This window comes from uncultured Alistipes sp., from assembly GCF_949296715.1.
Classification (GTDB): Bacteria; Bacteroidota; Bacteroidia; order Bacteroidales; family Rikenellaceae; genus Alistipes.
Genome location: NZ_CASFQD010000025.1, coordinates 1 through 25,766, shown reverse-complemented (window position 1 = coordinate 25,766; position 25,766 = coordinate 1). Strand labels below are relative to the sequence as shown.

At 65.4% G+C, this 25,766-nt stretch carries 24 protein-coding genes; 7 read left to right on the top strand and 17 right to left on the bottom strand.

All coding sequences use genetic code 11. The features are described 5' to 3' along the window. Positions 1–10: 10 nt before the first annotated feature. Both Q1Y33_RS03735 and Q1Y33_RS03730 read right to left on the bottom strand, forming a co-directional pair. Positions 11–1,276, bottom strand: a complete 1,266-nt coding sequence (locus Q1Y33_RS03735) for an efflux RND transporter periplasmic adaptor subunit (RefSeq protein ID WP_300798408.1) — start codon at positions 1,274–1,276, stop codon at positions 11–13. 34 nt (positions 1,277–1,310) lie between these two features. Continuing rightward, a complete protein-coding gene (locus Q1Y33_RS03730; RefSeq protein ID WP_300798406.1) occupies positions 1,311–2,735 on the bottom strand; it encodes a TolC family protein in 1,425 nt (474 codons plus the stop codon). 228 nt (positions 2,736–2,963) lie between these two features. Between Q1Y33_RS03730 and Q1Y33_RS03725 the strand changes: the two genes are divergently transcribed. Both Q1Y33_RS03725 and Q1Y33_RS03720 read left to right on the top strand, forming a co-directional pair. After that, complete coding sequence (locus Q1Y33_RS03725; protein WP_300798403.1) at positions 2,964–4,319, top strand: sigma-54 dependent transcriptional regulator; 1,356 nt, start codon at positions 2,964–2,966, stop codon at positions 4,317–4,319. Then, complete coding sequence (locus Q1Y33_RS03720) at positions 4,316–5,620, top strand: ATP-binding protein (protein WP_300798400.1); 1,305 nt, start codon at positions 4,316–4,318, stop codon at positions 5,618–5,620. The genes Q1Y33_RS03725 and Q1Y33_RS03720 overlap by 4 nt, the downstream gene beginning before the upstream one ends. Positions 5,621–5,774: 154 nt before the next feature. Here Q1Y33_RS03720 and Q1Y33_RS03715 read toward each other — a convergent pair whose 3' ends face one another. Genes Q1Y33_RS03715 through prmA form a run of 3 tightly spaced genes read right to left on the bottom strand, consistent with a single transcriptional unit; the run spans position 5,775 to position 7,730 of the window. Then, positions 5,775–6,158, bottom strand: coding sequence for a hypothetical protein (locus Q1Y33_RS03715; protein WP_300798398.1), 384 nt, complete (start codon positions 6,156–6,158; stop codon positions 5,775–5,777). Positions 6,159–6,172: 14 nt separating this feature from the next. Then, positions 6,173–6,898 carry a DNA repair protein RecO gene (locus Q1Y33_RS03710; protein ID WP_300798396.1) on the bottom strand — a complete coding sequence of 242 codons (726 nt, stop codon included), beginning with the start codon at positions 6,896–6,898 and terminating at the stop codon, positions 6,173–6,175. 7 nt (positions 6,899–6,905) lie between these two features. After that, a complete protein-coding gene (gene prmA, locus Q1Y33_RS03705; protein WP_300798394.1) occupies positions 6,906–7,730 on the bottom strand; it encodes a 50S ribosomal protein L11 methyltransferase in 825 nt (274 codons plus the stop codon). A gap of 70 nt (positions 7,731–7,800) precedes the next feature. Here prmA and xerD point away from each other — a divergent pair, with 70 nt between their 5' ends. After that, positions 7,801–8,697, top strand: a complete 897-nt coding sequence (gene xerD, locus Q1Y33_RS03700) for a site-specific tyrosine recombinase XerD (RefSeq protein WP_300798392.1) — start codon at positions 7,801–7,803, stop codon at positions 8,695–8,697. A gap of 219 nt (positions 8,698–8,916) precedes the next feature. On the opposite strand, the gene Q1Y33_RS03695 is transcribed toward xerD, so the two are convergent. The 12 genes from Q1Y33_RS03695 to Q1Y33_RS03640 form a co-directional block, all read right to left on the bottom strand. Next, the gene (locus Q1Y33_RS03695) at positions 8,917–9,303 is read right to left on the bottom strand and encodes a cytosine deaminase (RefSeq protein WP_300798390.1); all 387 of its coding nucleotides are present in this window, start codon (positions 9,301–9,303) and stop codon (positions 8,917–8,919) included. After that, positions 9,263–10,093, bottom strand: coding sequence for a DUF4296 domain-containing protein (locus Q1Y33_RS03690; RefSeq protein WP_300798388.1), 831 nt, complete (start codon positions 10,091–10,093; stop codon positions 9,263–9,265). The genes Q1Y33_RS03695 and Q1Y33_RS03690 overlap by 41 nt, the downstream gene beginning before the upstream one ends. Before the next feature lie 2 nt (positions 10,094–10,095). Further along, positions 10,096–11,301 (bottom strand): FtsX-like permease family protein, encoded by a 1,206-nt coding sequence (locus Q1Y33_RS03685; RefSeq protein WP_300798386.1) that lies wholly within the window; start codon positions 11,299–11,301, stop codon positions 10,096–10,098. A 13-nt stretch (positions 11,302–11,314) separates the two neighbouring features. Next, on the bottom strand, positions 11,315–11,653 hold the full coding sequence (gene rbfA / locus Q1Y33_RS03680; RefSeq protein ID WP_300798384.1) for a 30S ribosome-binding factor RbfA: 339 nt from the start codon (positions 11,651–11,653) through the stop codon (positions 11,315–11,317). Positions 11,654–11,665: 12 nt separating this feature from the next. Continuing rightward, entirely contained in the window at positions 11,666–12,472 is an 807-nt protein-coding gene (locus Q1Y33_RS03675) for an outer membrane beta-barrel protein (protein WP_300798383.1), read from the bottom strand. 6 nt (positions 12,473–12,478) lie between these two features. Further along, complete coding sequence (locus Q1Y33_RS03670; RefSeq protein WP_300798381.1) at positions 12,479–14,533, bottom strand: Ig-like domain-containing protein; 2,055 nt, start codon at positions 14,531–14,533, stop codon at positions 12,479–12,481. Then, positions 14,530–15,525, bottom strand: coding sequence for a hypothetical protein (locus tag Q1Y33_RS03665; protein ID WP_300798380.1), 996 nt, complete (start codon positions 15,523–15,525; stop codon positions 14,530–14,532). Before Q1Y33_RS03665 ends, Q1Y33_RS03670 begins: the two co-directional genes overlap by 4 nt. Before the next feature lie 3 nt (positions 15,526–15,528). Beyond that, positions 15,529–16,023, bottom strand: a complete 495-nt coding sequence (gene folK / locus Q1Y33_RS03660; protein WP_300798378.1) for a 2-amino-4-hydroxy-6-hydroxymethyldihydropteridine diphosphokinase — start codon at positions 16,021–16,023, stop codon at positions 15,529–15,531. 7 nt (positions 16,024–16,030) lie between these two features. Beyond that, positions 16,031–17,176, bottom strand: coding sequence for a DNA polymerase III subunit delta (locus tag Q1Y33_RS03655; RefSeq protein ID WP_300798376.1), 1,146 nt, complete (start codon positions 17,174–17,176; stop codon positions 16,031–16,033). 1 nt (position 17,177) lies between these two features. After that, positions 17,178–18,653 (bottom strand): oligosaccharide flippase family protein, encoded by a 1,476-nt coding sequence (locus tag Q1Y33_RS03650; protein ID WP_300798374.1) that lies wholly within the window; start codon positions 18,651–18,653, stop codon positions 17,178–17,180. A 499-nt stretch (positions 18,654–19,152) separates the two neighbouring features. Further along, positions 19,153–20,133 carry a CorA family divalent cation transporter gene (locus tag Q1Y33_RS03645; protein WP_300798372.1) on the bottom strand — a complete coding sequence of 327 codons (981 nt, stop codon included), beginning with the start codon at positions 20,131–20,133 and terminating at the stop codon, positions 19,153–19,155. Between the two features lie 70 nt (positions 20,134–20,203). Further along, entirely contained in the window at positions 20,204–20,761 is a 558-nt protein-coding gene (locus Q1Y33_RS03640; protein ID WP_300798370.1) for an MqnA/MqnD/SBP family protein, read from the bottom strand. A 600-nt stretch (positions 20,762–21,361) separates the two neighbouring features. Between Q1Y33_RS03640 and Q1Y33_RS03635 the strand changes: the two genes are divergently transcribed. The 4 genes from Q1Y33_RS03635 to Q1Y33_RS03620 all read left to right on the top strand — a co-directional run. Further along, entirely contained in the window at positions 21,362–22,336 is a 975-nt protein-coding gene (locus Q1Y33_RS03635) for a hypothetical protein (RefSeq protein ID WP_300798368.1), read from the top strand. Then, positions 22,327–24,696, top strand: a complete 2,370-nt coding sequence (locus tag Q1Y33_RS03630; protein ID WP_300798366.1) for a hypothetical protein — start codon at positions 22,327–22,329, stop codon at positions 24,694–24,696. The genes Q1Y33_RS03635 and Q1Y33_RS03630 overlap by 10 nt, the downstream gene beginning before the upstream one ends. Next, positions 24,693–24,941, top strand: coding sequence for a hypothetical protein (locus tag Q1Y33_RS03625; protein WP_300798364.1), 249 nt, complete (start codon positions 24,693–24,695; stop codon positions 24,939–24,941). Before Q1Y33_RS03630 ends, Q1Y33_RS03625 begins: the two co-directional genes overlap by 4 nt. A gap of 26 nt (positions 24,942–24,967) precedes the next feature. Continuing rightward, positions 24,968–25,766 (top strand): Clp protease ClpP (locus Q1Y33_RS03620; protein WP_300798362.1); only part of this gene is annotated, 799 nt, incomplete at its 3' end.

The following is a 25,766-nucleotide window of genomic DNA, read 5'->3' as shown; positions in this document are numbered from 1 at the left end:
GCGGCAGGGTTTATTTGTTGAGTATCAGCACGTCGTTGGCGCCGTAGTTCTCGTAGCCCGAGACGATGACGCGCTCGCCCGGCTCCAGCCCCTCGAGCACCTCGTAGTACTGCGGGTTCTGGCGTCCGATGCGGATCGGCCGCTTGTAGGCCCGGTCGCCCTCGGGCGCGAGGACGTAGATCCACGCGCCGCCCGTCGACTGGTAGAACGATCCGCGGGGGATGATGACGGCATCGGTCGGCTGCCCCAGCTCGAGGTGCAGGTAGTAGGTCTGGCCGCTGCGGATGTTGCGCGGATGGGCCCCGGCGAAGGTGAAGTCGGCACGGAACTGGCCGTTGCGCACCTCGGGGTAGACCTTCCGCAGGCGCATCGTAAAGGCCGTGTCCTGCCGCTCGAAGGTCGCCTCGAGCCCCGCGCGCACGCGGTCGATGTAGCTCTCGTCGATCTGCGCCTCGACCTTGTAGTCCGACAGGTCGTTCACCTGCCCGATCTTCTGTCCCGAGGTGACCGACTGCCCCAGCACGACGTCGAGCAGCCCCACCTCGCCGTCGATGGGCGACTTCACGCGCAGGTTGTCAATCCGCTCGCGGATGAGCTGCATATTGCGCTTCATGTTGGCGAGGTTGTCCTCCATCTGCTCGACCTGCACGGTGCGGTAGAGCGAATCCTGCACCTGCCGCTCGATGTTCAGCTCGCGTTTCCTGGCGGCCAGCTCGTAGTCCTCCTTCGACTGGAGCCACTCCTCGCGGGCGATCAGGTTGCTGCGGTAAAGCTCCTCGTTCTGCTGCCACGTGCGGCGCTTGCGCTCGACGTCGAGGTCCAGCTGCACCTTGTCGAGCCGCAGCGTGAGTTTCTCCTGCTCCATCGAGATGAGCGTGTTGCGCAGGATGTTCTGCTTCTCGGCCAGCTCGGCCTCGCTGTTCAGAATTTCGAGCGTCAGCGACGTGTTGCTCAACTCGACGAGTACGTCGCCCTTGCGGACCGAGGCGCCCTCCTCGACGACGAGCCTCTCGACGATGCCCGCCTCGAGCGGGCTCAACTGCACGGTCGTGATGGGCTGCACCTGCCCCGTGACGCGGATGTAGTCGTTGAACTCGCCGCGTGCGACCGTCCCGACGGAGATCGTGCGGGCATCGACGCGCAGCGTCGAGGAGTTGTCGCGCACGAGCAGCCACACGACGAAGAGCAGGAAGAGGGCTCCCGCCAGGTAGGGAAGTCCACGTTTGGTCGTCAGCAGAGCCCGGAGGCCCTTTTTCTTTTCAATGCGAATATCCATGGTTGTATCGGTTTTTCGGAAATGAATGTTCGGGTTATCGGATCAGCGGCTCGCCGTTGTAGTAGGCCACCAGCCGCACCTTGATGATGTATTGCAGCCGGGCGCGCAGCCGCTCCGAACGCGCCTCAAGCAGCTTGTCGGCCGCCGTCTGCAGGTCGAGGGCCGAGACCATGCCGCGCTCGTACTTGCCCGAGACGGCCTCGTAGGCCAGCCGTGCGGCGTCGCTCTTCTTCGAGGCCTGCACGAACTCCTTGCCGTAGCCCAGCATCTGCTGGTAGGCCTGCGCCACCTCGCTCTGGAGGGCGCGGAGGGTCTCCATGCGGTTCTGCTCGGCGATGCGCCAGTTGTTGCGGGCGCGGCTCACCGAGGTGCGGCGCGCAAGCCCCCCGAAGATCGGGATGTTGAGCTGCGCCGAGACGTAGAAGCCCCGGTTGTCGCGGAACTGGTTGGGGAAAGTGGCGTAGAGCGACCGGTCGTCGAGGTTCATGAAGAAGTTGGTCGAATAGCCGCCCCCGACGTAGAGCGACGGGAAGAGGTTGCCCCGGGCGATGGAGAACTGCAACCGCGAATGGCGCACGTCGTGCTGCGCCGCCACGGCCTTGGGGTTGCTTTCCAGCGCGTTGCCGAGCACCTCGTCGAAGGGGGCGACGCCGGCCGGCGTCTCGATCCCGGGGTCGGTGACGATGCGCAGCTGCCGGTCGGCGGGGTAGTTCATCGCCTCGGCCAATGCGATCTCGGCCAGCGCGAGGTTGTTCTCCTGCTGCGTCAGGAGGTAGTCGTCCGAGGCCTGCTGCGACTCGACCTCCGCCACGTCGGCGGCACTCTTCAGCCCCAGTTCGAAGAGCTTGCGGCTCTTCTCGAGCTCGGCCGTGCTGGTCTCCAGCTGCTCGCGGGCAAGACGCACGCTCCCGGTGTAGTAGACCACGTCGAAGTAGGCCTGCATGGTCTTCAGGGCGATCTCGTCGCGGGCCAGTTGCAGCTCCTCAACCCCCTGCAGGCGCATGACGCGGGCGGCACGCACCGTGTTGATGCCGGTCAGCCCGGCAAACAGAGACATCTGACCCGAGACGGAATAGGAGTTGTCGAAGTTCGAGACATCGGTATAGGTGTTGGTCTCGGGGTCGACCGAACGGCCGAAGCTGGTCGAGGCGCCGATGGAACCGCTCACCGACGGGACCAGCGCGGCGATGGATTCGATGTAGTCCTGCCGGTAGTTGCGGTTGGTGTAGTCCTGGCGGCGCACGGCGGGGCTGTGCTCGACTGCATAGCGCATGCACTCGTCGAGCGTGAGCGCCTTATCGGCCGCGGGGACGGCCTCGGCAGCCGCTTCCGCGGCGGAAGGCTCCCCCGCGGAAACGGTCCCGTCCGGGAACTCCCTGACGGAAGTGTCGGCGGCGGGCAGGACAAAGCTGTCGGCGGACTGCTGCGCCGCAGCGGGTGTCCAGAAAATGGACAGCAAAAGCAGCAAAAACGGGTATTTCGGCATGGTATTGCGATTATGCTTCATTCGGGTTCTTTCGTGCCAACAGCGTGCCACAAGATATAATATATTGTATTTCAAATTATTACGATTCACCGAAATGCGGGATATTGTAAAAAAAATGGACACTCGTGTAAAAAAAGTGGACATGCCGGCGCGGTTTTCATCGCGAAAACGCTAATTTTACCCGAAAATAAGACCGGAAAGATGACCAAAGAGGGAACCGTACTGATCGTCGACGACAACCGCAGCATCCTCGCGGCGCTGCGCCTGCTGCTGGAGAAATATTTTGCCCGGGTGCTGACCCTCCCGGGACCCAATGCACTCGATGCGACGCTGCGCGAGGAGCGCGTCGACGTCGTCCTGCTCGACATGAACTTCACGGCGGGAATCAACACCGGAAACGAGGGCATCTACTGGCTGCGGCAGATCCGCGCCCGGCGCCCCGAGGTCCAGGTCGTCCTCTTCACGGCCTATGCCGACATCGACCTGGCGGTGCAGGCCATGCGCGACGGCGCGGTGGATTTCGTCGTCAAGCCCTGGGACAACGAGCGGCTGGTCGCCTCGCTGCGCAACGCCTACAACCTCGCGCGCTCGCAGCGCGAGGTGAAGCAGCTCAAGGAGATCAAGCGCGAACTGACGGCCGAACAGCCGATGTTCTGGGGTTCGAGCCCCGCGATGGCGCGCATCCGCGAGATCGTCGAAAAGGTCGCCGCAACGGATGCCAACATCCTCATCACGGGCGAGAACGGCACGGGCAAGGAGATGCTCGCCCGCGAGATTCACAACCGCTCGCGCCGCAGCGGCGAACTGATGGTCTCCGTGGACATGGGCGCCGTGCCCGAGACGCTCTTCGAGAGCGAACTCTTCGGCCACGTCAAGGGAGCCTTCACCGACGCGCGGGCCGACCGCGCCGGGAAGTTCGAGGTCGCGGACCGCGGCACGCTCTTCCTGGACGAGATCGGCAACCTGCCGCCGCACCTACAGTCGAAGCTGCTGACGGCCATCCAGAGCGGGCAGATCGTCCGCGTGGGCAGCAACACCCCGCGCAAGGTCGACATCCGGCTGATCTCGGCGACGAACCGCGATCTGTTCGGCATGGTGGCCGGGGGAAGCTTCCGCGAAGACCTCCTCTACCGCATCAACACCATCCACATCGACCTGCCGCCCCTGCGCCAGCGCCGCGAGGACATCCTGCCCCTGAGCCGGAAGTTCCTCGAACGCTACGCCGCCAAGTACCAGAAGCCGATCGAAGGGTTCGACGCCGCGGCCGAGCGCGAACTCGCCGAGCATGCCTGGCCGGGGAACATTCGCGAGCTGCAGCACGCCGTCGAGAAGGCCGTGATCCTCTGCGACGGCGGGCCGATCACCCCCGCGGCGCTGCTGCTGCGGCCCGCGGCGGCTCCGGCGCCCGAACCCGGGGACGCGACCCTCGAGCAGATGGAGCGCACGATGATCGCGCAGGCGATGGTGCGCCACGGCGGCAACCTCTCGGCCGTGGCCCAGCAGCTCGGTATCACGCGACAGACGCTCTACAACAAGATCAAGCGCTACGGACTATGAAAAACGAAGGCATCTCATACGGACCGCTCGTCGGGCAGGTGGCGCTGCTCATCGCCGCGGCGGCGGGACTGGGGGCGATCGTCGCAGGCGGGCACTACATCTTCGCCATCCTCTTCGTGCCGCTCATCGGGCTCTCCATCTACCGCATCGTCCGCATCTACGGCGAGTCGATCCGCCGCGTGACCTTCATGTTCAACGCCATCGACAACGACGACCTGACGTTCCGGTTCCGCGACGATGTGGCCGAGACGGACAACCGCCTGCTCAACACGGCGCTCAACCGCATCAAGGAGATCATCGTGCGGGCCAAGCTCCGCGCCGAGGAGCGCGAACGCTACTACCAGCTCATCATGGAGTGCGCACGCACGGGCCTCGTGACGTTCAACGACGCCGGAAGCGTCTACCAGGCCAACGGCGAGGCGCTGCGCATCTTCGGCCTGCCCCGCATGACCCACATCCGGCAAACCGAAACCTCGATGCCCGAGGCCTGCCGCGCCCTGCAGCAGATTCGCCCCGGCCAGCGGCTCCACGTCAAGGAGATGACCGAAGCCGGCGAGGTCAACCTCTCGCTCACCTGCGCCGAAATCATGCTCGACCAGAAGCGGCTGCGCGTCATCGCCGTGAGCGACATCGACGACTACCTCGCCCAGACGCAGATCGAGTCGTGGAGCAAGCTCACGCGCATCCTCACGCACGAGATCATGAACTCGCTCGCCCCGATCACCTCGCTCAGCGACACGCTGCTGCACCTCGGCCGCCCGCTCGATGCCGACGTCGCGCAGGGGCTCGAGACGATCTCGGCAACGAGCCGCCGCCTCACGGCATTCGTCGAGACCTTCCGCCGCTTCACGCGCATCCCCGAGCCGCAGAAGGCACCGGTCGAGGTGCGCGGCCTGCTCGAACGCGCCGCAGCGCTCGTCTCCGCATCGGGCGTCGCCGTCACGGTCGACGTACAGCCCGCCGAAATGCTCGTCTATGCCGACGAGGGGCTCGTCTCGCAGGTCGTGGTCAACCTGCTCAAGAACGCCCGCGAGGCGGTGGCCGCGCAGCCCGACGCCCACATCGACGTCCGGGCCCGCATCGACGAGGGGGAGAACATCCGCATCGACATCACGGACAACGGAAAAGCCATCCCCGCCGCCGTGACGGAAAACATCTTCACGCCCTTCTTCACGACCAAGGCCGACGGATCGGGCATCGGGTTGAGCGTCTCGCGCCGCATCATGCAGCTGCACAACGGATCGCTGCGCCTGACCGCCAACACGGAGCGCCGCGTCACCTTCACCCTGCTCTTCGAGTAACCCCGGCACGAAGGCCGGAGCCCGCCGGGGGCGACCGGAGCTGCCCGGGCATGAAAAAGCCGGAGGCCTTTCGGTCGCCGGACGGGTTGCGGTCGTCCGGACGGGAACGCGCCGGACGAAGATGCGCATCAGGGACGGAGCACCCGCAGCACCGCTACCGGGGCAGCGGGAACGACAGGGTCCGCGCGTCGAGGTAGGCGTCGGGATAGGGGCTCCAGTTCCACGCCTGGCCGTTGCCGATCGTGAAGTGAGGGGTCAGCCGCAGCGTGTTGTTGTCGAGGACCGAAATCCGTTTCGGCATCTCCTCGGGGCCGACCACGACGATCGAGGTCATCGAGACGGCCGGACGCTTCTTCTCCTCGCGGGGAATCTTGCGGTACTCCTCGCGCCACGGAGAGAGGTAGGACAGCGAATCGGGAAGCGAAAAGCTCCTGTCGCGGAGCGAATCGGGACGCACGGTCTGGAACGGGGAGGGCTCCTGCGCACAAACCGCCAGCACGGCACACAGGGCCGCAACTGCAAACAGCATCTTTTTCATGGCTCACACAGCTTTCAAAAAACCTCCCGCAGAATCCGGATCGACTGCACGGCGTTGATCGCATCGAGGTGGTAGCCCAGGTAGACCAGCAGCGCATTCAGAAAGGCGACCCGCTGATCGCGGTTGAGCCCGATGCCGCCCAGCCGGCCGACGTCGCACGCCAGCATCTCGTGCAGGAGGCGGGAGGACTCCTGCGTCATATAATGAACGTGTGCGGGGCGTGTTTTCGTATACAGACCTTCGCAGATATCGAACCAGTCGCCGGGAAGGTAGCCGTTGCCCGGGCAGAAGCCCAGCAGACGGCTCAAATGGGCCAGAAACCAGAGGTGGAAGTTGGCGACGCCCTCCCGCATCGCATCGAGCTCGGCGACCGAGCCCCAGACGAAGTCGAAGAGCGCCTCGTTGGGCTCGCTCTCGCGGACCAGCCGGTAGAGCACCTCCGCCATGAAGAGCGCGACGGTCGACTTGCGCACGTCGAAGGGCAGCGACTGCAGGACGAAACCCGCACGGACCTCGCGGAAGCGGTCCATCTCGCGGTGCGGAGACTCCAGCCCCTCGAACTCGACGGGGAACATCGGCTGGAAAAGCGCCAGCTTCGACCCCCGGCCGCTGCGGCTGCGCACGCCCTGCACCATGTAGGTGCGGCGTCCGCCGACGTCGGTCAGCAGGTAGACAACCATCGACGAATCGCCGTACTTGAGCGTGTGGAGCACCACGCCGCGTCCCTTGTAACTCTTCACGGCCGGGCTATCTGCGCACGTGAACCATCATCCAGCCCTCGCGCGACTGCGTGGCCACGAGCCGCAGCCCCAGTTCGGCGGCCCGCGCCACGAGCGGCTCGACGTCGGGCTCCAGGAAGCCGCTCATCACCAGATCGCCGCCCGGCTGCAGCGCCGCGGCGTAGGAGGGCATGTCCGAAAGCAGGATGTTGCGGTTGATGTTCGCGAGGATGAAGTCGTAACGGCGGCCCGCGATGCGCCGCACGTCGCCCAGCATCGGCGTCACCCGGTCGGCCACGCCGTTGGCCGCGACGTTCTCACGGCAGTTCTCGTCGGCCCAGTCGTCGATGTCCACCGCATCGACATGCGCCGCGCCGCACTTCGCCGCCACGATCGACAGCACGCCCGTGCCGCTGCCCATGTCGAGACCCGAGCGGCCCGCGACCTGCAGATCGAGCACCGCACGCGCCACGAGCCACGTCGTGGCGTGGTGCCCCGTGCCGAACGACATCCTCGGCATGATGACGACCTCCGTCTCGCCCGCCGGGGCGGCCGCATGGAACGGCGCGCGGATGCGCAGCCGGCCCTCGACGTCCACGGCCGGGAAGTTGCTCTCCCAGACGGCGTTCCAGTTCTGCGTCTCGATGGCGATGTAGCGTCCCTGCACGCCGTAGCGCACCAGCAGGGCGTCGACCTGCTCCTTGCAGTCGGCCAGCCGCTCCTGCGGGATGTAGGCCTTGAGCACGCCGCCGCCCGTCTCGAAGCTTTCGAAGGGGTATTCGGCCAGTTCGGCGGTCAGAATCTCGGACTGCGCGTCGTCCGAAACGGGGATATTCAATGCAACATAATCCATAATTATGTAAAATTTTCGTACCTTCGTCCGGACAAAGTTACGGATAAACTTTCGAAAGAGCACCTTTTTCATGGCAGAAAATACCAAAAAGTGGCAGGAGGCCGGACACCACTACCGCACCTATATCCGGCTGGAAAAGAGACTCTCGGAGAACACCGTGGAGTCCTACATGCGCGACCTGCGGCAGTTCGCCCACTACATCCTGCGCCAGTGGGACGTACCGCCCCGCAAGGTCGAACAGTCCATGATCGAACGCTACATGGCGTGGCTCTACGACCGCGGCCGCGAAGGCACGTCGCAGGCCCGGAACCTGAGCGGCATCCGCAGCTTCTTCAACTTCCTGCTCCTCGACGAGCAGATCGACGCCTCGCCCGCGGAGTTCGTCGAGGCTCCCAAGTGCGGGCGCAGGCTGCCCGACGTGCTGACGACCGCGGAGATCGACCGCATCATCGCCGCCGTGGACACCTCGACGGTCAAGGGGCGGCGCGACAGCGCCATGCTCGAGGTGCTCTACTCGTGCGGGCTGCGCGTCTCGGAACTCACGTCGCTGCGCCTCTCGGACCTCTTCTTCGGCGAGGGCTACATCCGCGTCACGGGAAAGGGCGACAAGCAGCGGCTCGTACCCGTCAGCGCCGCGGCACGCGACAAGATACAGCTCTACCTGGAGGAGCGGCGCAGCGCCCGCACCAACGAGGAGGTGCTCTTCCTGAACAACCGCGGCAAGGGGCTCACGCGCGTGATGGTCTTCACGATCCTGCGCGAAGCGGCACGCCGCGCCGGCATCGACAAGCACATCTCGCCCCACACCTTCCGCCACTCCTTCGCCACGCACCTGATCGAGGGGGGCGCAGGCATCCGGCAGGTGCAGGAGATGCTCGGGCACGAGAGCATCCTCACGACCGAAATCTACACCCATCTCGACAACGAACACCTGCGCCGCACGGTCGAGGAGCACCTGCCCGTCTGATACGGGAGAATCGGAGACACGCAGTAATCGGAGACACGCGGCCCGAAGGAGGCGCCGCGGGGCGGAGCGCATCCGCAACAGGCCGAAGCCGGGGGAGGGCTGGCACCGCGGACACGGCAGAGCGGGTCCGGACACGGCGGCAGGAGCGGCTGCGGGAAGGCCACCGGGAAAAAAGGAGGACGCAAGGCCTGAAGACAAGGGAACGGCGCGGCCGGGGAATCAGCGGCCCCGCCCGGCGACAAGCAGGCGTATCTCCGCCCGGTCGGTCAGGCGCAGTGTCGCATAGTCCAGCCCCGAGATGACCACCAGCGCGCCGCCGCGCAAGGCGCCGTCGGCCGGGATCAGTTCGGAAAGCAGCTCCGCAAGCGGCCGTTCGCGCCGCGCAAGCAGTGCGGCGAAGGCCGCACGGTAGTCGTCCGGGAAGGCGGGGACGAGCAGCCCGGCGTAGAACTCCGTCAGGGGAAGCCGGTCGGGATCGGAGCGGCTCTCCACGGCGAGGATGCGGCCGTCGGGCGCGACCTCCACGACCGGATTGCGCACGACACCCGCCGGGGTCCACAGCCGGTTAGAGGCTATCCTTCGGAAGGGCGGCACGGAAGAATTCATCGGCGAAAATCCGCAGGTTGAGTTGCTTGATGTAGAGGCTGTCGACGGCCGTGCGGGTCTCGGGCGTATGCGTGAGTTGCAAATCGTAGACCGTGACCGAAGGCCGCTTGGGCGACTTGTCGGTGAAGGTCAGCAGGTGCAGGTGCAGCCGCCGGTGCGAGGTGTCGATGTGGAACGTGCGCGTGAAGTTCTCCACGCGCCTGCGGCGCAGGGTCGGCGAATAGGGGTAGGCCCGTGTGCTGTCGTTGCGCTCGATCCACATCTGGCTGCGCAGCACCCGGTCGTTGCGGTCCATCGAATCGACCAGATACCGCATGGTCAGACGGTATTCGCCCGGCTCGACGTCGACGACGAAACTCAACCGCGCCGTGTCGCGCAGCGACCGCACGCGGATGAGCGAATCCGAAAGCACCGTGCGCGTAAAGGTGCGCTGCGCCACGTTGTCGATCGTGTCGAGGATCGCCACCTCGCGGTTGTAGCGCTTGCCCTCCTCCTCGAGCAGGTCGATCGCCAGCTCCACCACATCGCCCAGACGCGCACTCTTGCGCTTCGAGAAGTTGCCGATCGTGTACTGCACATCCTCGGTCGTATAGCCGTAACGGGCGAAGATCGGCTCGTAGATGTTCAGCGAGTCGATACGCACGTTCTGGCTGCCGATGTAGGCGTTCGTCAGAAAGGCGTCGTGGAAGATCAGCGCCAGCTCGTCGTCCGGGATGATCGTATGGCGGGCGCAGGCCGCCGCGCAGAGCAGCGTCGCCGTGGCCAGCATCGTGCGGAAAAAGCGTTTCATGGTCATGCGTTTTTTTTGATCGTGGCGTGCACGGTCAGGTTCGACAGCAGGAAGGCGACGGCCGCAAAGGCCGCCAGTACGGCCAGCACGTCCGCAGGGCGGAACTCCACGGGGTAGCTCTTCGTGAGGAAGGTCTCGGCGGGAATCTCGATCAGTCCGAAATGCTGCTGCAGCAGGCACGCCCCGACCCCCAGCACCACGCCCAGCACGGCGCCGCAGCCGCAGATCAGGCAGCCCTCCCGGCGGAAGACGGCCCGCACGAAGCGCGTGTCGGCCCCCAGGGCCCGCAGCGTGGCGATGTCGTCGCGCTTCTCGACGATGAGCATCGTGAGCGCCCCGACCACCGAGAACGAGGCGACGACGAGCACCAGGAAGGCGATGAAGAAGATGCCCCACTTCTCGTAGAGCATGATCCGGTAGAACGAGGCGCGCTGCTCGTCGCGCGTGCGGACAAGGAACTCCCCGCCCGCAACCTGCGTCAGGGACTGCTTCGCCTCGCGCGCATCGGCATCCGGCGCGAGCCGCACGACGAGGGCCGAGGCGCGGCCGGGGTAGTTGAAGAGCGACTGCGCCAGCCGCAGCGACGAGAGCACATACTGCTGTTCGGTCTCCAGATCGAGCGTGAAGGCCCCGCCCACGGGCACCGTGCGCCGCGTATAGTTTTCCAGCGGGAGCAGCGACGAGAAACGGCCCCGCCGCACGGCATAGAGCGTCACGTCGGCATCGGCCAGCGAGCGGATGCCCAGCCGGTAGGCCATGGCCTGTCCGACGACCAGCCGTTCGAGATCGCCCAGCCGCACGCGCCACTCCCCCGTGGTGACGGCATCGTCCAGCGCGAAGACCTCGCCGTAGGCGTCGTCCACACCCCGCACGGTGGCCGTGGCCTGCCGTCCGCCGTGTTCGAGCAGGGCGCTCTGCTCGAGCGTGAAGGAGAGTGCCGCTACGCCCTGCACGCGGCGCATGGCGGCCGTATCGAGCGCCGCCGTGTCGAACGTCCGGCCTCGCTGCGGCGTGATGCTCAAGTCGGCATCGAAGGCCGAATACATCGACCGCACGAGCGTCTCGAAACCGTTGAAGACCGACAGCAGGATGATCATCGCCGCCACGGGCATCGCCACGGCCGCGACGCTCAAGCCCGAGATCAGATTGACAACCGACCGGGACTGTGCCGAGAAGAGGTAGCGGCGGGCGAAGAGCAGCGGCAGCATCGGCAGGGCGTGGCTATCGTTTCAGCGCCTCGTCGATGTGCTCGATGTATTCGAGCGAGTCGTCGAGGAAGAACTGGATTTCGGGAATGTTCTTCAGCTGGTTGCGGATCCGCTGCCCCAGCGCGCCGCGCACGAAGCGGATGTTGTGCTCGAGCTCCTGCATCACCTCCCCGCTCCGCTCGAAGGGGAAGATGCTCACGTAAATCTTCGCATAGCCGAAGTCGGGCGACACACGCACGGCCGTGACCGTGACGAGCGACCCGCGGACGATCGGCGCACCCTCCTTCTGGAGGATTTCGGCCACGTCCTTCTGAATCTGTTTGGCGATTTTCTGCTGACGGGTGGATTCCATAAGCCTGTCGTGTTAAAGTCCGTATTTGAACACCCGGCTGTTCTTCTCCCGCTTCGGACGCGGCTTCCACGTCTCGAAGCCCTCCTTGTTGAAGCGGTAGCTCAAACCGACCGTGATGGTGATGTTGTCCAGCGGCGAACGCATCGGCGTCGTCCAGAAGGGATTTTCGGGCCCGTCGTCGGTGTTGTCGTAGTATTTGTTGCGGTTGCGCACGACGTCCGAAAGCCCGAAGTAGTAGCGCGCCCGGAAATTCAGCTCGTAACGCCCGAACAGCACCGCAATGCCGCCGCCGCCCGCAAGGCCGTAGCCCCAGCGGTTGTCGCGCGGAAGCTTGAACTCGTAGTCGCCCTTCCAGGGCTCCTCGCCCCGGTTGCGGGCGTATTCGTTCTCGTAGGTCGAGGAGAGGTTGTAGCAGAAGGTCGCGGCTGCCTCGAGGTAGACCCGCACGCGGTTGCGCAGCAGGTAGAAGTGCGGCTGCCACACGACGGGCAGCATGATCGAATTGATCCGCCGCGTATACCACTGGTAGTCCTTCTTCTCCTCGACGAGCGAGGCGTTGGGCGCGAGCGAAAAGCCCTGCTGGATAAACTCCAGGTCGAGGCCGAAGCCGCCGACGAAACGCTGCGTGCCGTAATAGCGCCACGAAAGCCCGCCGGTATAGATGCCCCACTGCGCACGCGTCTCCATCTTGGGGTCGAAACGGCCGTTGGTCATGCCGTAACCCGCCATGAAGCCCAGCGTGTGCTGCGCCGTAGCGGCCTGGCACGCCGCAAACAGGGCGACGAGCATCAGGAGGTGTCTTGTCTTGAGTCGGGTCATGATCGTCTATCTTAAGCTGTTGAACATACCGCCCGCCGAGCCGAAACTGTTGGTCATCATGCCGCTCTGCGACTGCGGACCGTTCTGGTTCCGGTTCTGGCCGCGGTTCTGCTGTTTCTGCTTCGCCTTCTCCTCCTCTTCGCGGCGCAGGCGCTGGATCTCGCGCTCGTCGAGCAGGCGCGACAGCGACTGCATCGTCACCGGCGCGAAGATGCGGTTCATGTCCATCGTGAACTCGATCTCCCAGTTGGCCTTCGTGGCGAAGGTGTCCTCGCCCTGCTCGTCGGCATACATCTCCGCACGCTCGGGCTGCCGCCGCTCGATGACGTTGCCCGAGTCCCACTTGCCGTTGCCGTTGCGGTCCTCGATGATGCGGAACTTGATGTTGCCCGCAGGCACGAAGTTGAACTGGATGTCGCCCGTCGCGACGTCTCGCCGCTCCTGCTTCATCGCGTTGCTCTCGTCGAGCAGCTGGACGATGTATTTCGAGCCGTCGTCACGCCCCTTGACGTGCACCTTCACCGTGGCGAACTTCTCGGGATCGAGCACCGTGTACTTGCCGATGATCGAGTCGTTCGAGAATCCCGCCACGTCGGTGATCGCCCCCTCGGGGATCGTCAGCGTGTACTGACCGCCCGTCTGCCACGGCGCCCGGATATACCACCGGCGCAGCTGTGCCGTGTCGCGCTCCATGCGCACGGGAATGTCCTCGATCGACTGGTCCGCATGGGTCAGCGTCAGCAGCAGCGCCGCAGAATCGAGCCGCACAAGCGGATAGTCGAAGTCGACCGTCAGGTCGTTCTCCGGATTGATGTCGCCCGAGAGCGACAGCTTGTAGGCAAAGGGGTTCTCCTTCTCCGGCTCGACCCACTCCTCGCCCGCCTCCTCGGCCTTGCGGCGCTCGCGTTCGAGCTTCTCGCGCTCGCGCTCCTCCTCCTTGGTCTCGATCTTCCGCCAGGCAAGCTTCAGCTGCTCGGTGACCGGCTGCAGGACGTTGAGCGAGTCGTGCTTCAGGTAGGTGATCTCGCCCTTGATCGTGTCGGGCAGCTCCGCGGCGGGAACGTTGAACCACAGCGCCACCGTATCGCGCCCCACGGTCTGCGGATCGACGATCACCCGCCCGGCGGGAATGCTGTCGAAGCGCAGCTGCTCGATCTGCGGATGCGCCGCCGAGAAGTAGAGCATCGCCTTGTGTTGCAGCGGGCGCTCGCTCTCGGAGAGCAGCTGGCGCCGGAACACGGCATCGGTGAACATCCGGAAATAGAGCTGCGGCTCGGCCGAGACGTACATGCGGACCGAATCGTACCAGATGGCGAAGTCGGGCTGCTCGGCCGGGTTGTAGGTCCCCTCGAGGAAGCCGATCTGGTCCGAACCCGGATCGTACATCTGGTTGTCGTTCTTGTCCTGGATGGCATAGATGCGGTAGGGGATCGGCTTGAGGTTCTGCGCGATGAAGATGCCGTTGTTCTCGGCGCGCGCGATCACCGCGGGCTTGTACTTGAAGACCGTCGAGTCGTACTCCGGGACATCCTCCACCGAGTCGGCCGGGAAGAACCAGATGAACGACTTGGAGACCGAGTCGGCCTTGTAGCTGTCGGCCGTATAGCCCGAGAGGATCATCGAGTCGATCTCGGGGCCCGTCGAGAAGACGTAGCGCATCGAGTTGAGCGGATTGCCCTCGTTGTTGTCCCGCACGGCGCTGCCGAAGTTGAGCGCATAGGTCGTGTTCGGGAGCAGCGTGTCGCGCAGCTGGATCACGATGCCGCGGCCGCGGATCGTGATCGTCGGCTTCTTCTTCATGGCCGGCGAGGTGAAAAACTCCTTCTGCTGGTCCTTGAGCTGCACGAACTCGTTGAACTCTACGTAGATCTTCTCGTGGTTCAGCAGCGGACGGTTCGTCGAGAAGTTGTCGGGCGTCATCGCCACAATGACCGGCGGCAGGCTGTCGCGCGGCCCGCCCGTCGGGGTCATCATGCTCGCACAGCGGCTGAAGAAGGCCGGCAGAAACAGCAGGGCCACGGCGGCACGCAGCGCCACGATATGTCGGTTGCGGATTTTCATCGTTCTCTCCGGATTGCGTTTCGGGTCGTTTCGGCGGAATCTTCGGGTGCACGGCTCTCGTCGACGATGCACCAGCCGTCATCGAGCGTGACCCAGGCTCCCAGCCACGGGCGGAAGAGCACGTCGAACGTCTGCGGCTCGCCCGTGAGGTCCACCTGCTTTTCGGTATAGGCGTACATGCGGTCGCTCTCGTCCACGACCACCACCATGAGCGTCGGGCTTGACACGGTCATCTTGTAGAGGTCCGAATCCGACTGCTTGTAGGCCTGGAACGAAGGCACGGTGCGCTTCACGGCGGGGTCGTTCTTCGACGTGATCGTCCCCGCAAGGGCGTCGGCATACGACGCCACACGCCACGAAGTCGTATCCACGTCGTAGGCATAGGCGTTGACCTTGCCCGAGGCAATCGGCGTCGGCGTGCTGCTCTCCTCGTTCTGCACCTCGGGCCGGACGTAGCAGTCGAGGTAGACGGGCGGGACGTAGAACTCGTTGTAGAAGCTCCAGTTGCCGTCCTTGTACGAGTTGCCCTCCTTCCAGTTGCGGAAAACGACCGCCACGTAGAGGTGCGGCAGGTTCTGTGCCGACTTCTGCTGCGTGTAGGCGTAGACCCGCGCGGAGGGGTCGACCACCACGACCATCTGCGACTCCTGCGTAAGCGTCAGCCCGAGCCACGTGGAGGAGGATTCGCTCCCCTCCCCGTCGCCGGGAACGTAGGGTGCGGCCACCGAAGAGGGCGTCGTCCGCCGCTCGGAGGGGTTCTCCTTCGAGGTGATGATGCCGTTGAGGGCATCCTCGTAGGAGGCCACCGTCCACAGCGTCGTGTCGACGTTGTAGGCAAAGGCCTGTGCCCCGGCAATCGGTTCGATGACATCGCCCGACGATTGCTGCACGAGGGGCTTCAGCACGCAGGTCGTCTTGTAGGTCACCTTCGTGAAGCACCCCGTGAGAAGCGATACGGCCAGCAGGCCGCCGATGATGCGTCCCCTCTTCATGCCCTATTCTCCTTTGCGCAGCGCCGCGAGCATCTCGCCCACGGTCTGTCCCGTGACGGGATGGCGGCGCGTCCGCATGATTTCACACAAGGGGACCAGCGCAAACTCCCGCTCGGGAAGCAGCGGATGGGGGATTGTCAGACGCTCGTCCGAGATCACCTCGTCGTCGTAGAAGAGGATGTCGATGTCGACAGGCCGCGACGCATAGCGGTTCCCGCCCGAGGCCCTCTCGAGCGCCTCGGCCGCATGGTTGCGGCCCAGCTGCCGCTCGATCTCCTTCACCGCGTCGAGCACCTCCCACGGCGTGAGGTCCGTCGAGACCTCCAGCGCCTGGTTCGAGAACTTCGACGCCGCGCTGAAGCCCCACGGCTCGCTCTCGTAGCGGTGCGAACAGCGCAATACCGCGCCCACGCGCTCGTTGACGAGCCGCTGCACCGTCTGGAGCGTGCGTTTCACGTCTCCCTGATTTCCTCCTGTCAATAATACCACACGTGCCATAAATCTCCTACAAATGTCTTATCATCTTGCTCACCGCAAGTGCAAAGTGCGTGAATACGATCGTCGGATTGCCGTTCTGCGCGATCTGGGCCGAAGCCTCCTCGATCTGCGCCATGAGCGGCTCGATGTTCCGCGTCCCGACGAACGGCGCGAACTTCGTGCAGAAGGCCAGCTCCTCGCCCCAGAGGTAGCCGATCTGCGGTATGCCCGCATGGAGCATGAAACTCTCGCGCAACAACCGTGCGGCATCGCGCAGAAAGGCCCGCTGCTGCTCGCGCGACAGCTGCGCCGCCTCCTCGGCCCACCCGATCAGCTCGAGGTGCCGGTCGTTGTAGCTCAGGCGCATGAGCGAGCAGAAGAGGTCGAAATCCTCCTTGCGCGAGGCGTCGCCCGAACCGGAGAGCAGGTGCTCGAGCTCCAGCCGGTCGCCGCACGCCAGGCGGGCCAGGTTGCGGGCCTGCGCCGCATCGGTGACGCCGCGGCGGCGGGCCTCCGCTTCGAGAAAATCCTCCCCGAGGCGCGGTACGGCCACCTCCTGCGTGCGCGAGAGGATCGTCGGCAGCAGCCGGTCGGGCTGCTCCGAGACCAGCACGAAGAGCGTGCGCTCCCACGGCTCCTCGAGAATCTTCAGTATCTTGTTCGCCGCCTCCTCGTTCATCGTCTCCGGAAGCCAGACGAGCACCGTCTTGTAGTCGGCCTCGAAGCTCTTGAACGAGAGCTTGCGGATGATGCCGTCGGCCTCGCGCGCCGAGATCATCCCCTTGAGCGTCTTGCCCAGGTCGAGGCGGTCGTACCACTCCTGCGGCGAGAAGCAGCCGTTCCGCTCGGCGAACAGTGCGCGGAACTGCGGCAGGAACTCGTCGCTGACGATCGCCTCGCCCGACTTCTTGCCCTGCTTGTTGACCGGGAAGACCAGGTGCAGGTCCGGGTGCGCCAGGGCCGCGATCTGCCGGCAGTCGGGACACTCGCCGCACGAGTCGCCGTCGTGGCGGTGGCGGCAGCAGAGGTACTGCACGTAGGCCACGGCCAGCGCGAGCCCGCCGCGCCCCGACGGCCCGGTGAAGAGCTGGGCGTGGCTGATGCGGCCGGCATCGGCCGCACGCACGAGGTGCCGCTTGAGCTCCTCCTGACCCGGTATCTCCGCAAATCGCATGCTACACTCCTCCCCGTTTGAGCACCGAACGCAGCAGCGCCCGCACGTCGATCCGTTCGCGACGGACCAGGTAGGCCGCGTAGAGTGCAAACAACAAAATATTGAACGCATAGTCCGCGAACATATTGTCCGCAAGGCGGGTAAACCATTCGCAGGCGAAGAAGACCGCCAGCGCCACGGCGACATACTCGCCGATGCGGCCCCAGGCATAGGGCGTGGGGAAGTAGCGGCGGTTGAGCCACCAGCTGACGGCGACCATCGTCGTCTCGCTCGCCAGGCGCGCCCACGCCGCGCCGTAGTAGCCCCACAGCGGAATGAACCACCCGCCGAAGAGCAGCATCGCCACAAGCCCCGAGCCGGTGACGACGATGGCCAGCGAGGTGCGCTCCTCGCGCTTGTACCAGAACGAGAGGTTCAGCCAGACGCCCGTCAGGACATTGGCCCCGAGCACGACCGGCAGGATGAAGATCCCCTCGCGGAAGTCGCGGCCCACGATCAGCGCGAAGAGGTCGCGGAAGAGGGCGATGCCGAGGAAGATCAGCATCGAGACCATGACGTAGTATTTCAGTGCCGCGGCGTTCATCTGCACGAAGTCCGACTTGCGGAAGTTCGAGAGGAAGAAGGGTTCGGCCGCCAGGCGGTACATCTGGTAGAAGAGCATCATCACGACGGCGATCTTGGTGATGGCGCCGTAGACGCCCAGCTGCGCCAGCGCCCCTTCGGGCAGCAGGTAGACGATCAGCTGGCGGTCGATGAACTCGTTGGCCGTGCCGGCCAGCCCGCCGATGAGCAGCGGCAGCGAGTAGACGAAAATCCGGGCCAGCAGCCGCCGGTCGATGCGCGGCACCGTGCGGTCGGTCGTCGGAAGGATCGCCAGCCACGTGACGGCGCTCGCCGCCAGGTTGGCGACGAAGACCCAGCCCACGCCGAAGGCGGTGTCGAAGAGCCCCGCGGCGCCGAATCCGAAGGCGAGAAGGACGTTCAGCACGACGCTCAAGGTCTTGAACTCCACGTAGCGCAGGGCCCGGCCCTGTTCGCGCAGCCGCGCGAAGGGGATGCAGGTCCAGACGTCGAAGAGGATGATCGCCGCGACGAGGACGACGTACTCGGGATGGGCCGTATAGGCCGCGCCCATCAGCCCCGAGAGCGGGTGGCGGAAGAGCAGCGACAGCAGGAAGAAGACGAGCGCCGCAAGCGACGTGACGCCCCACGTCGTGGCGAAGAGGCGCCGCTTGGCCGCGCGGACGTCGCCGCCCGCCTCGTCAGCCTTGGCCGAGAAGCGGAAGTAGCTCGACTCCATGCCCATGGTCAGCAACGTGAGCACCAGCGGGATAAGCGCATAGACATACGTCACGACGCCGTAGGCCTCCTGTCCGAAGACCCGCGTGTAGTACGGCGTGAGCAGGTAGCTCAAAAAGCGCACCACGATGGTGCTGATGCCGTAGACGGCCGTCTGTTTCGCCAGTTTTTCGAGCATACGCGACTGTTAAGGATGCAAAGATACGAAAATTCGCGGAAAAGCCTCACGGCTTTCTCCTTCTTTCTCCGAAAGAAGAGAAAAAGGGGGTGTCGTCCGCCCCGGAAAGTCACCGGCAGCACGCACACGGAGGACTTACCGGCAGCCAGACAGACCGGCGGCAGCAGAAAGCCGGCTGCGGCAGGCGGCGGGAAGAAGCGGGCCGCCACGGGAAGGGGCTGGCAACCGCAGAAAGAAACGGGCAGCGGAAAGGAGCGGGCCGCGGAAAGAGGAGCGGATGTTCCGCTCCGGTGCCGGGCCGACAGCGAAGGCAACGCGGCGGCGAAGAGCACGGCGGAGTGCGGGCAGCAGAGAGCACGGCGGAGTGCAGCCGACCGGGAGGAAACAGCCGGAAGGGAAGCGGCCGTGAGAGAAGCAACCGGGAGGGAAACAGCCGGGAGGAAAGCGGCCGTGAGAGAAGCAACCGGGAGGGAAACAGCCGGGAGGAAAGCGGCCCGGGTCAGAGCCACTTCTTGTAGCGGAAGAACCAGATGGTCAGCGCCGAGCAGACGATCATCAGAGAGATCGCAAAGAGATAGCCCAACGGGATATCCCACCCCCAGATGGTGGCATGCCAGTCCAGTTCGGGCATCATCTTGAAGTTCATGCCGTAGATCGACGCAATGAGCGTCGCGGGCATGAAGATCACCGCCGCCACGGAGAAGATCTTGACGATCTCGTTCTGCTCGATGTTGATCAGACCCAGCGCCGCGTCCTGGATATAGTCCAGTCGCTGGAAGCTGAAGTCCGCATGGTTGATGAGCGAGTTGACGTCCTTGATCATCAGTTGCAGGCGCGGGTAGATATCGTTCGGGAAGCGCTCCGAGCGCAGGATGCCCGACAGGACACGCTGGCGGTCGAAGATATTTTCACGCAGCAACATCGTCGACTCCTGCAGCGCGCTGATGCGGTGCAGCACCTGCTTGTCAATCGAATCCTCCGAATTGATTGCCTTCGAGAGGGCCGCAACCTGCTTGGCTATCAGCTCCACGAGGTCGGCATCGAAGTCGATGCGCACCTCGAGCAGCGAGATGAAGAGGTGGTAGCCCGTCGAGTAGCTCCGGTAGTTCATCTGCAACCGTTTCTCGGTCTCGCGGAAGGTCCGGAACTCGGCATTGCGCACCGAGACCAGCACGCCCTCGTTCGAGATGATGAACGACACCGGCTCGACCAGGAACGAATCGCCCGTCGGGACGAAGAAGTTCGAGTTCGAGATGATGGCGTTCTCCGTCTCGGAGTACTTCGACGTCGACTCAATCTCCTCGACCTGCTGCTTGGTCTGGAGGCTGATCTCCATGAAGTTCTCGACGGCCTTCTGCTCCTTGATCGTCGGCAGGAGCATGTCAATCCACAGAATGTCGTCGTAACCCAGCTCGTCGAAGAGCTTGGTGTCGGCATTCCGGATAATCTTGTTGTACTGCTTGAGGTAAATGGTAATCATAAAAACGCTCTCTGTGAAATTCCTGAATCCGTGCGGCAGAAGAGAGGCGGAACGACGTCCGCTAACCTCTTCAGCCGGGATTGACCCTCGGGGCAACTTTCAGGCCCGAGTCCCAGAATTCATGGAGCGCCTTGTGCTTCTGATTGTCGAAAATGTAGTCGAAAGCCGCCAGGTCCGCATAGGCCGCCTCGGCTTCGGAGGCGAATTCGGAGTCGAGCAGCGCCTCGTAGAGGTGCTCGAGCCCGTAAGTGAGCGCCTGTTGCAGCTCTTCGATCCGGTCGGGATCAACCTCCGCACGGGCCACCCACACGGCAAAGGCAAAGGGCAGCGGAGCCCCCGCCTCGCGCCACGCGTCGAGCAGCGGATCGACCGCCCCGAGCAGCTCCTCGCTGGATGCGGGGACGCCGCCGACGCAGTATTCGGTGACGATCTTCGCCCCGTCGATCGACGGCACGGCCCAGAACGGCACCAGGGCGATGTCGGCCCTGCGTTCTGAAAATTCGCGGATTACCTCTTCGGGATCGGACAACAGCAACTCGGCGCGCAGATTACCTGCGTGCCTGACACCATAGATGAGCGGCATCGTGCTGAAGCACGACACGGCGGCTATGCGTGGTACTGTGGCCATCGTCCATACGGTGTGAAACGGTTGATTCGATCCGCAAAGATAAAACTTATTCCGAAAAAACGGGAACATTGCACGAAATTTCTTCACGCCGCGACGCGGAAAAACGTAAAAAATACGTCTGTTCGAAACATTTTCGCCGCCGGGCGGGGCGTCGGGAGGCGGCCGCGGAGGTTCGCACGGCATGTGCCGGCGGCACGACCGCCGTTTTTCTACAAAATCCGGAAAAAATGCGCCGGGGTCTTGACAAGGGGGTATCGCCGGACGTATATTTGCAGCACGATTCACAGCAAGGCGCCGCCCGGCGCAAAGTTATCGACAGCGGCAAATCTCATCTTCCCAGCCGCTTGCGGAATAGAATCGACAGCTTTCAACATTTTATCGACGGCTTATCGACAATTTGTCGACAGCACCTGCGGCCCGCAGGGCATTTCCCATCCGCGCAACCCGCGCAATCCGGCAATCCGGCAATCCGGAATTCTGCATTTGCCGCCACCGGACCGGGATACCCGGCACTCCATCCCTCCTGTCCGCACCGTCCCCTCTCCGAAATCCGATCCGGGAGCATCCGCCCCCGGCACAAATCCACAAAAAATCCAACCTATGGTAACATTCACTCAAATTCCGGACAACAACACCCCGCTCGGCGGCGCCGTCGTCTACGCCTTTGCGTGCGACGAGCCGCAGACTGTCGACCTCCGCGTCACGGAGGCGGAGAGCGGGACCCTGCTGGGTGTCAGGCGCTTCGTGGAGGTCTCCGCGGCGGAGTGCGACATCGCGCCCATGCTGCGCCGGGCGCTGCGCACCACGCCCGCCACGGGCGGCACGGGCCTCGTTTCGGCGGCGGACCGGCAGGTCGCGGCGCGCGTGGAGCTCTGTGCCGAGGCCTCCGAAGAGGTGCTCGCCACGGCTCCCGGCCGCATCTTCCCCGGCTGCCGGACGGCCCTGACCGGGCCGATGATCCTGACGACGATGCCCGAAAACCGGCTGATCGCCCCGGGCGAGGGAGACGAACTGCTGTTCTTCACCGCCGCGGCCGGCACGGTGACCGTGACGGAGCGGAGCCACAACTTCCTCATGGTGCACCGCTATCCGGTTTCGGGGGCGGGGCTGTGGCTCTTCCGCCTCGACATGCGCAACTTCTCGACGGCGGAGAGCGTCACGGTCGACGCCGGAGCGTGCGGCACGGTCCGCTACACGGTCGCGGCGGTGCCCGACGGTGCGGTGCGCCTCGCCTGGCGCTCGGGCGAGGGGTCGGTCGAGCAGTGTACCTTCCCGACGGTCCGCAGCGTGAGCGTGGCCGCCGAAAAGCAGCGCGCCGTCGGGCCCGACGGCCATGCGGGAGCCGCGGCGGAGCTGGAGCGGCGCGAGCTGCTCGTCTCGGCCTTCGAGCCGGCGGAGGTGCTGGAGGCGCTCGGGGAGGTGCTCGCCTCGCCCGACGTCTGGCGCGTCGCGGACGGGGAGTACGAAGGGGTGGACGTGCTGACCGAGGAGGCCGTCGTGCGGCGCTGCGGCACGATGAGCACGCTGGAGCTGGAGATTCGTCCCAAACGCAAGAACCGGATGCCATGGAACTGACGATCGACATGCAGCGCTGCGATCTCGGCACCTCCGCGATCCGCATCCCGGGATTCGACGCCGCGGCACTCGCCGATCCGAACGAGGCGCGCGAGGGGCGGGCACTGAAAATCACGATCCCCCCGACGCCGCGCAACGACGCCATCCTCGGCGGCGCACGCGACCTGCGCACCGGCACCCGCTTCAACACGCAGCCGCACACGGCCGCCCTGACGGCCGACGGGGCCCGGCTGCTGGCCGGGACGGTCCGGCTGCTCGCCGTCACCGACGAGGGTTACACGCTCGAAATCCGCGACGGCGGAGCGCAGTGGGCCGAAAACGCCGCACGGCGGATGTTCAACACGCTCGGCGTAGAGTATGCGGCGCAGCTGACCCCCACGGCGATCTGCGACAGCTGGACCGGCGACACGCCCGTGCGCTTCTTCCCGATCCACCGCGACGAGTACGAGCAGCAGAGCGGCGCCACGGACCTGCTGCCGGCCGAGCGGCTCCTCTCGGTGGACGACTACCACCCCTTCCTGCACGTCGCAACGCTCGTCGAGCGCATTTTCGCCGAGGCGGGATACCGCATCCGGAGCCGCTTCTTCGCGTCGGAGTTCTTCCGCTCACTCTACATGAGCGGCGCCTACGTCTCGCACGACACGACGGCCGTCGAGGCCCGCATGGGGTTCAGCGCCCGGCGCCTCGCCCCCGCAACGGCCGCAGCCGACCTCCTCGGCCGGGTTTACGCCAATCCGGCCACGGTGCTCAACTCCGTGGGCAACATCGTCGAAACGGCCACGCCGCAGAGCGTCGACGCCGACGGCGAGGCGGTCGCCGGGCTCTACAACAACGGCAACTGCTTCACGACGGAGAACGGCGCCATCCGCTTCACGCCGCCGACCGAGGTGAGCGCCGGATTCGAATACCGGCTCCGCTACACGACCGACCACCGCATCCGCTCGCGCACGCGCCTCACAGGTTTCAACTCCTTCTACCTCGGGGCCGGGAACCGGATGACCTTCACGCTGGCGAACCGCTACGCCGACCGCCGCGGCGGGCTCTCGCCCAACTACACCTACCTGGCCATCGTCTTCGACCACGAGGCGGGCGCCTCCTACCGGCTCACCTACACGTGCGACGGCGTCGCGGGGACCCTCTGGTGCGAGTTCTCCGCGCGGAGCGCCCGGGTCACGACCCCGATAAGCAAGGCACTCTCCGACCCGTGCCTGTTCATCCGCCGCGGCGAGGTCTGGACTCCCTATGCCGGCGACTGGGCCCTCTACGACGGCTACGTCGGGGAGACGGGGCAGACGACCGTCGACGTGCGCCTGCGCACCGTGGCCGAGAGCCTCTCGCCGTCGTCGCCCAAGCGCTTCCACGACATCTTCTTCTACGGGGCCGAAGAGGGGATGACGCTCACGCTCCACAAGGAGTGCTCGCTCCGGCCGCTCTTCGTGTCGAGCCCCGGATTCGGGTCGCAGATCGCCTTCGCCGACGTCGCCCGCCACGCCGTCCGGCAGATCGAGCTGCTCGAAGCCCTCGCGCACCTGTTCAACCTGCGCTTCTACACCGAGCCGGAGAGCCGCAGCGTCTGGATCGAGCCCGAAGCGGAGTTCTTCGGCGGCGGGCCCGAGGTCGACTGGAGCGGCCGCACCGACTTCGCGCAGGGGGTCGAACGGCACGAGATCGCCCCCGAGATCCACGAGCGGCGCACGTGGGGCTATCAGGCGGGGGACGGCGCCGTGAGCCGATACGAGGCGGAGCAGCAGACGGAGTTCGGGCGCTGGAGCCACGACACACAGAGTTATGCGGCGCTGCAGGGCGAGCAGACACAGCTCAACCCGCTCTTCAGCCCCTCGCTCGACTCCGTCAGGCACTACCTCAACGCCCCGTCGGCCCGCATCCTGCAGGTCGGGGACCGCGACGACGCCGAAAACGACGGCACCAACTTCACGCCGCGCATCGTCCGCTACGCCGGCATGCATCCGCTGCCCGACGGCGAACGCTGGGGCTACCCCTCCGACGAGCAGGCCTATCCGCTCGCGGCCTTCCACTTCGAGGGCGACGCGACGCTGGAGCCCTTCACGCTCTGCTTCGAGGAGCGCGACGGCGCGCAGGGGCTGCACCGCTACTACGACCGGCAGGCGGCGCGTGAAGCCCGCTACGAGCGCATCACCCTCACGCTGCGCATCGACCCCGACGAGTACGAGGCGCTCCTCACGCCCGGGACCGGGGCCGCGGAGCTCCGCTCGGTCTTCCGCATCGACACGGGCGAGGGCGTGGTCCGCGCGACGCTACACGCCCTCGGGGAGTACGACCCCGAGGCCCGGTGCGCCCGCTGCACGTTCAACCGCCTGGCGGAGGAGGGCGCGGCATGACACGCTATGAAACGCTCCTGCACGACGCCCTCGTCGAGGAGGTCGGTGCACTCGGCACGAGGGCCGCCGAGCAGCTGATCCTCCGGGGGCTGCTCAACCGCACGGCCTGCGAACGCCTCGTCGTGCGGCGCGAGGTGGCCCGCCTCGCCCGCGAAGGGGTGCCGCGCTGCGAGGCCCTCGTCGTCACGGCCGACCTGCTCTGCTGCTCCTACGAAAAGGCCCGCGGGCTCTTCTACGGGAAATGAATCACCACCACAAAAACAACAAAACCATGAAATCCGAAATCCAGATCAACAACACGGCCGGGGAGTGCCACATCGACATCGAGGGCACGATCGGCGTCGCCGAAGAGTGGCAGTTCGACGAGCCCGAGGAGCGGGTGGCCACCTACGAGCGCTTCCGCGAGGCGGTGCGGCGCATCGGCGCCGTCGAGGCGCAGCGCATCGTCGTCAACATCCGCTCGACGGGCGGCGACGTCAACGACGCCCTGCTGATCCACGACGCCCTGAAGCAGACCGGCGCACACGTCACGACGCGCTGCTACGGCTACGTCGCCTCGGCCGCAACCATCATCGCGCAGGCCGCCTCGGAGGGGTGCCGCGAAATATCGGCCAACGCCCTCTACCTGATCCACACCTCAGTCTGCGCCACCGAGGGCAACGCCGCAGAGCTGGCCGGGAAGACCGAGCTGCTGCGACAGACCGACGCCCGCATCGCGGCGATCTACGCCGCCCGCTCGGGACGTCCCGTCGAAGAGTTCGAGGCCCTGATGAACGAGAACAACGGCAACGGCCGCTGGCTCTCGCCCGAGGAGACCGTGGCCGCGGGGCTCGCCGACCGCGTGACCGACACGGCGGAGCATCCGGCCGCCTCGCTGGCGAAACAGATCACGCGGGGCTGGCGCCGCCTGCTGGCGAACATCGGCCTGCGCGACGAGACGCCCGACGAAGCCGACCGCAACATCCTCCACTTCGGCGAAGAGGAGGCAGCGGCACGGCAGCAGCGCTCGGCCCTCGCGGCCGAGGAGCTGCGCCGCAGCGTCCACGCCACGCGCACGCTGCCCCGCGAGG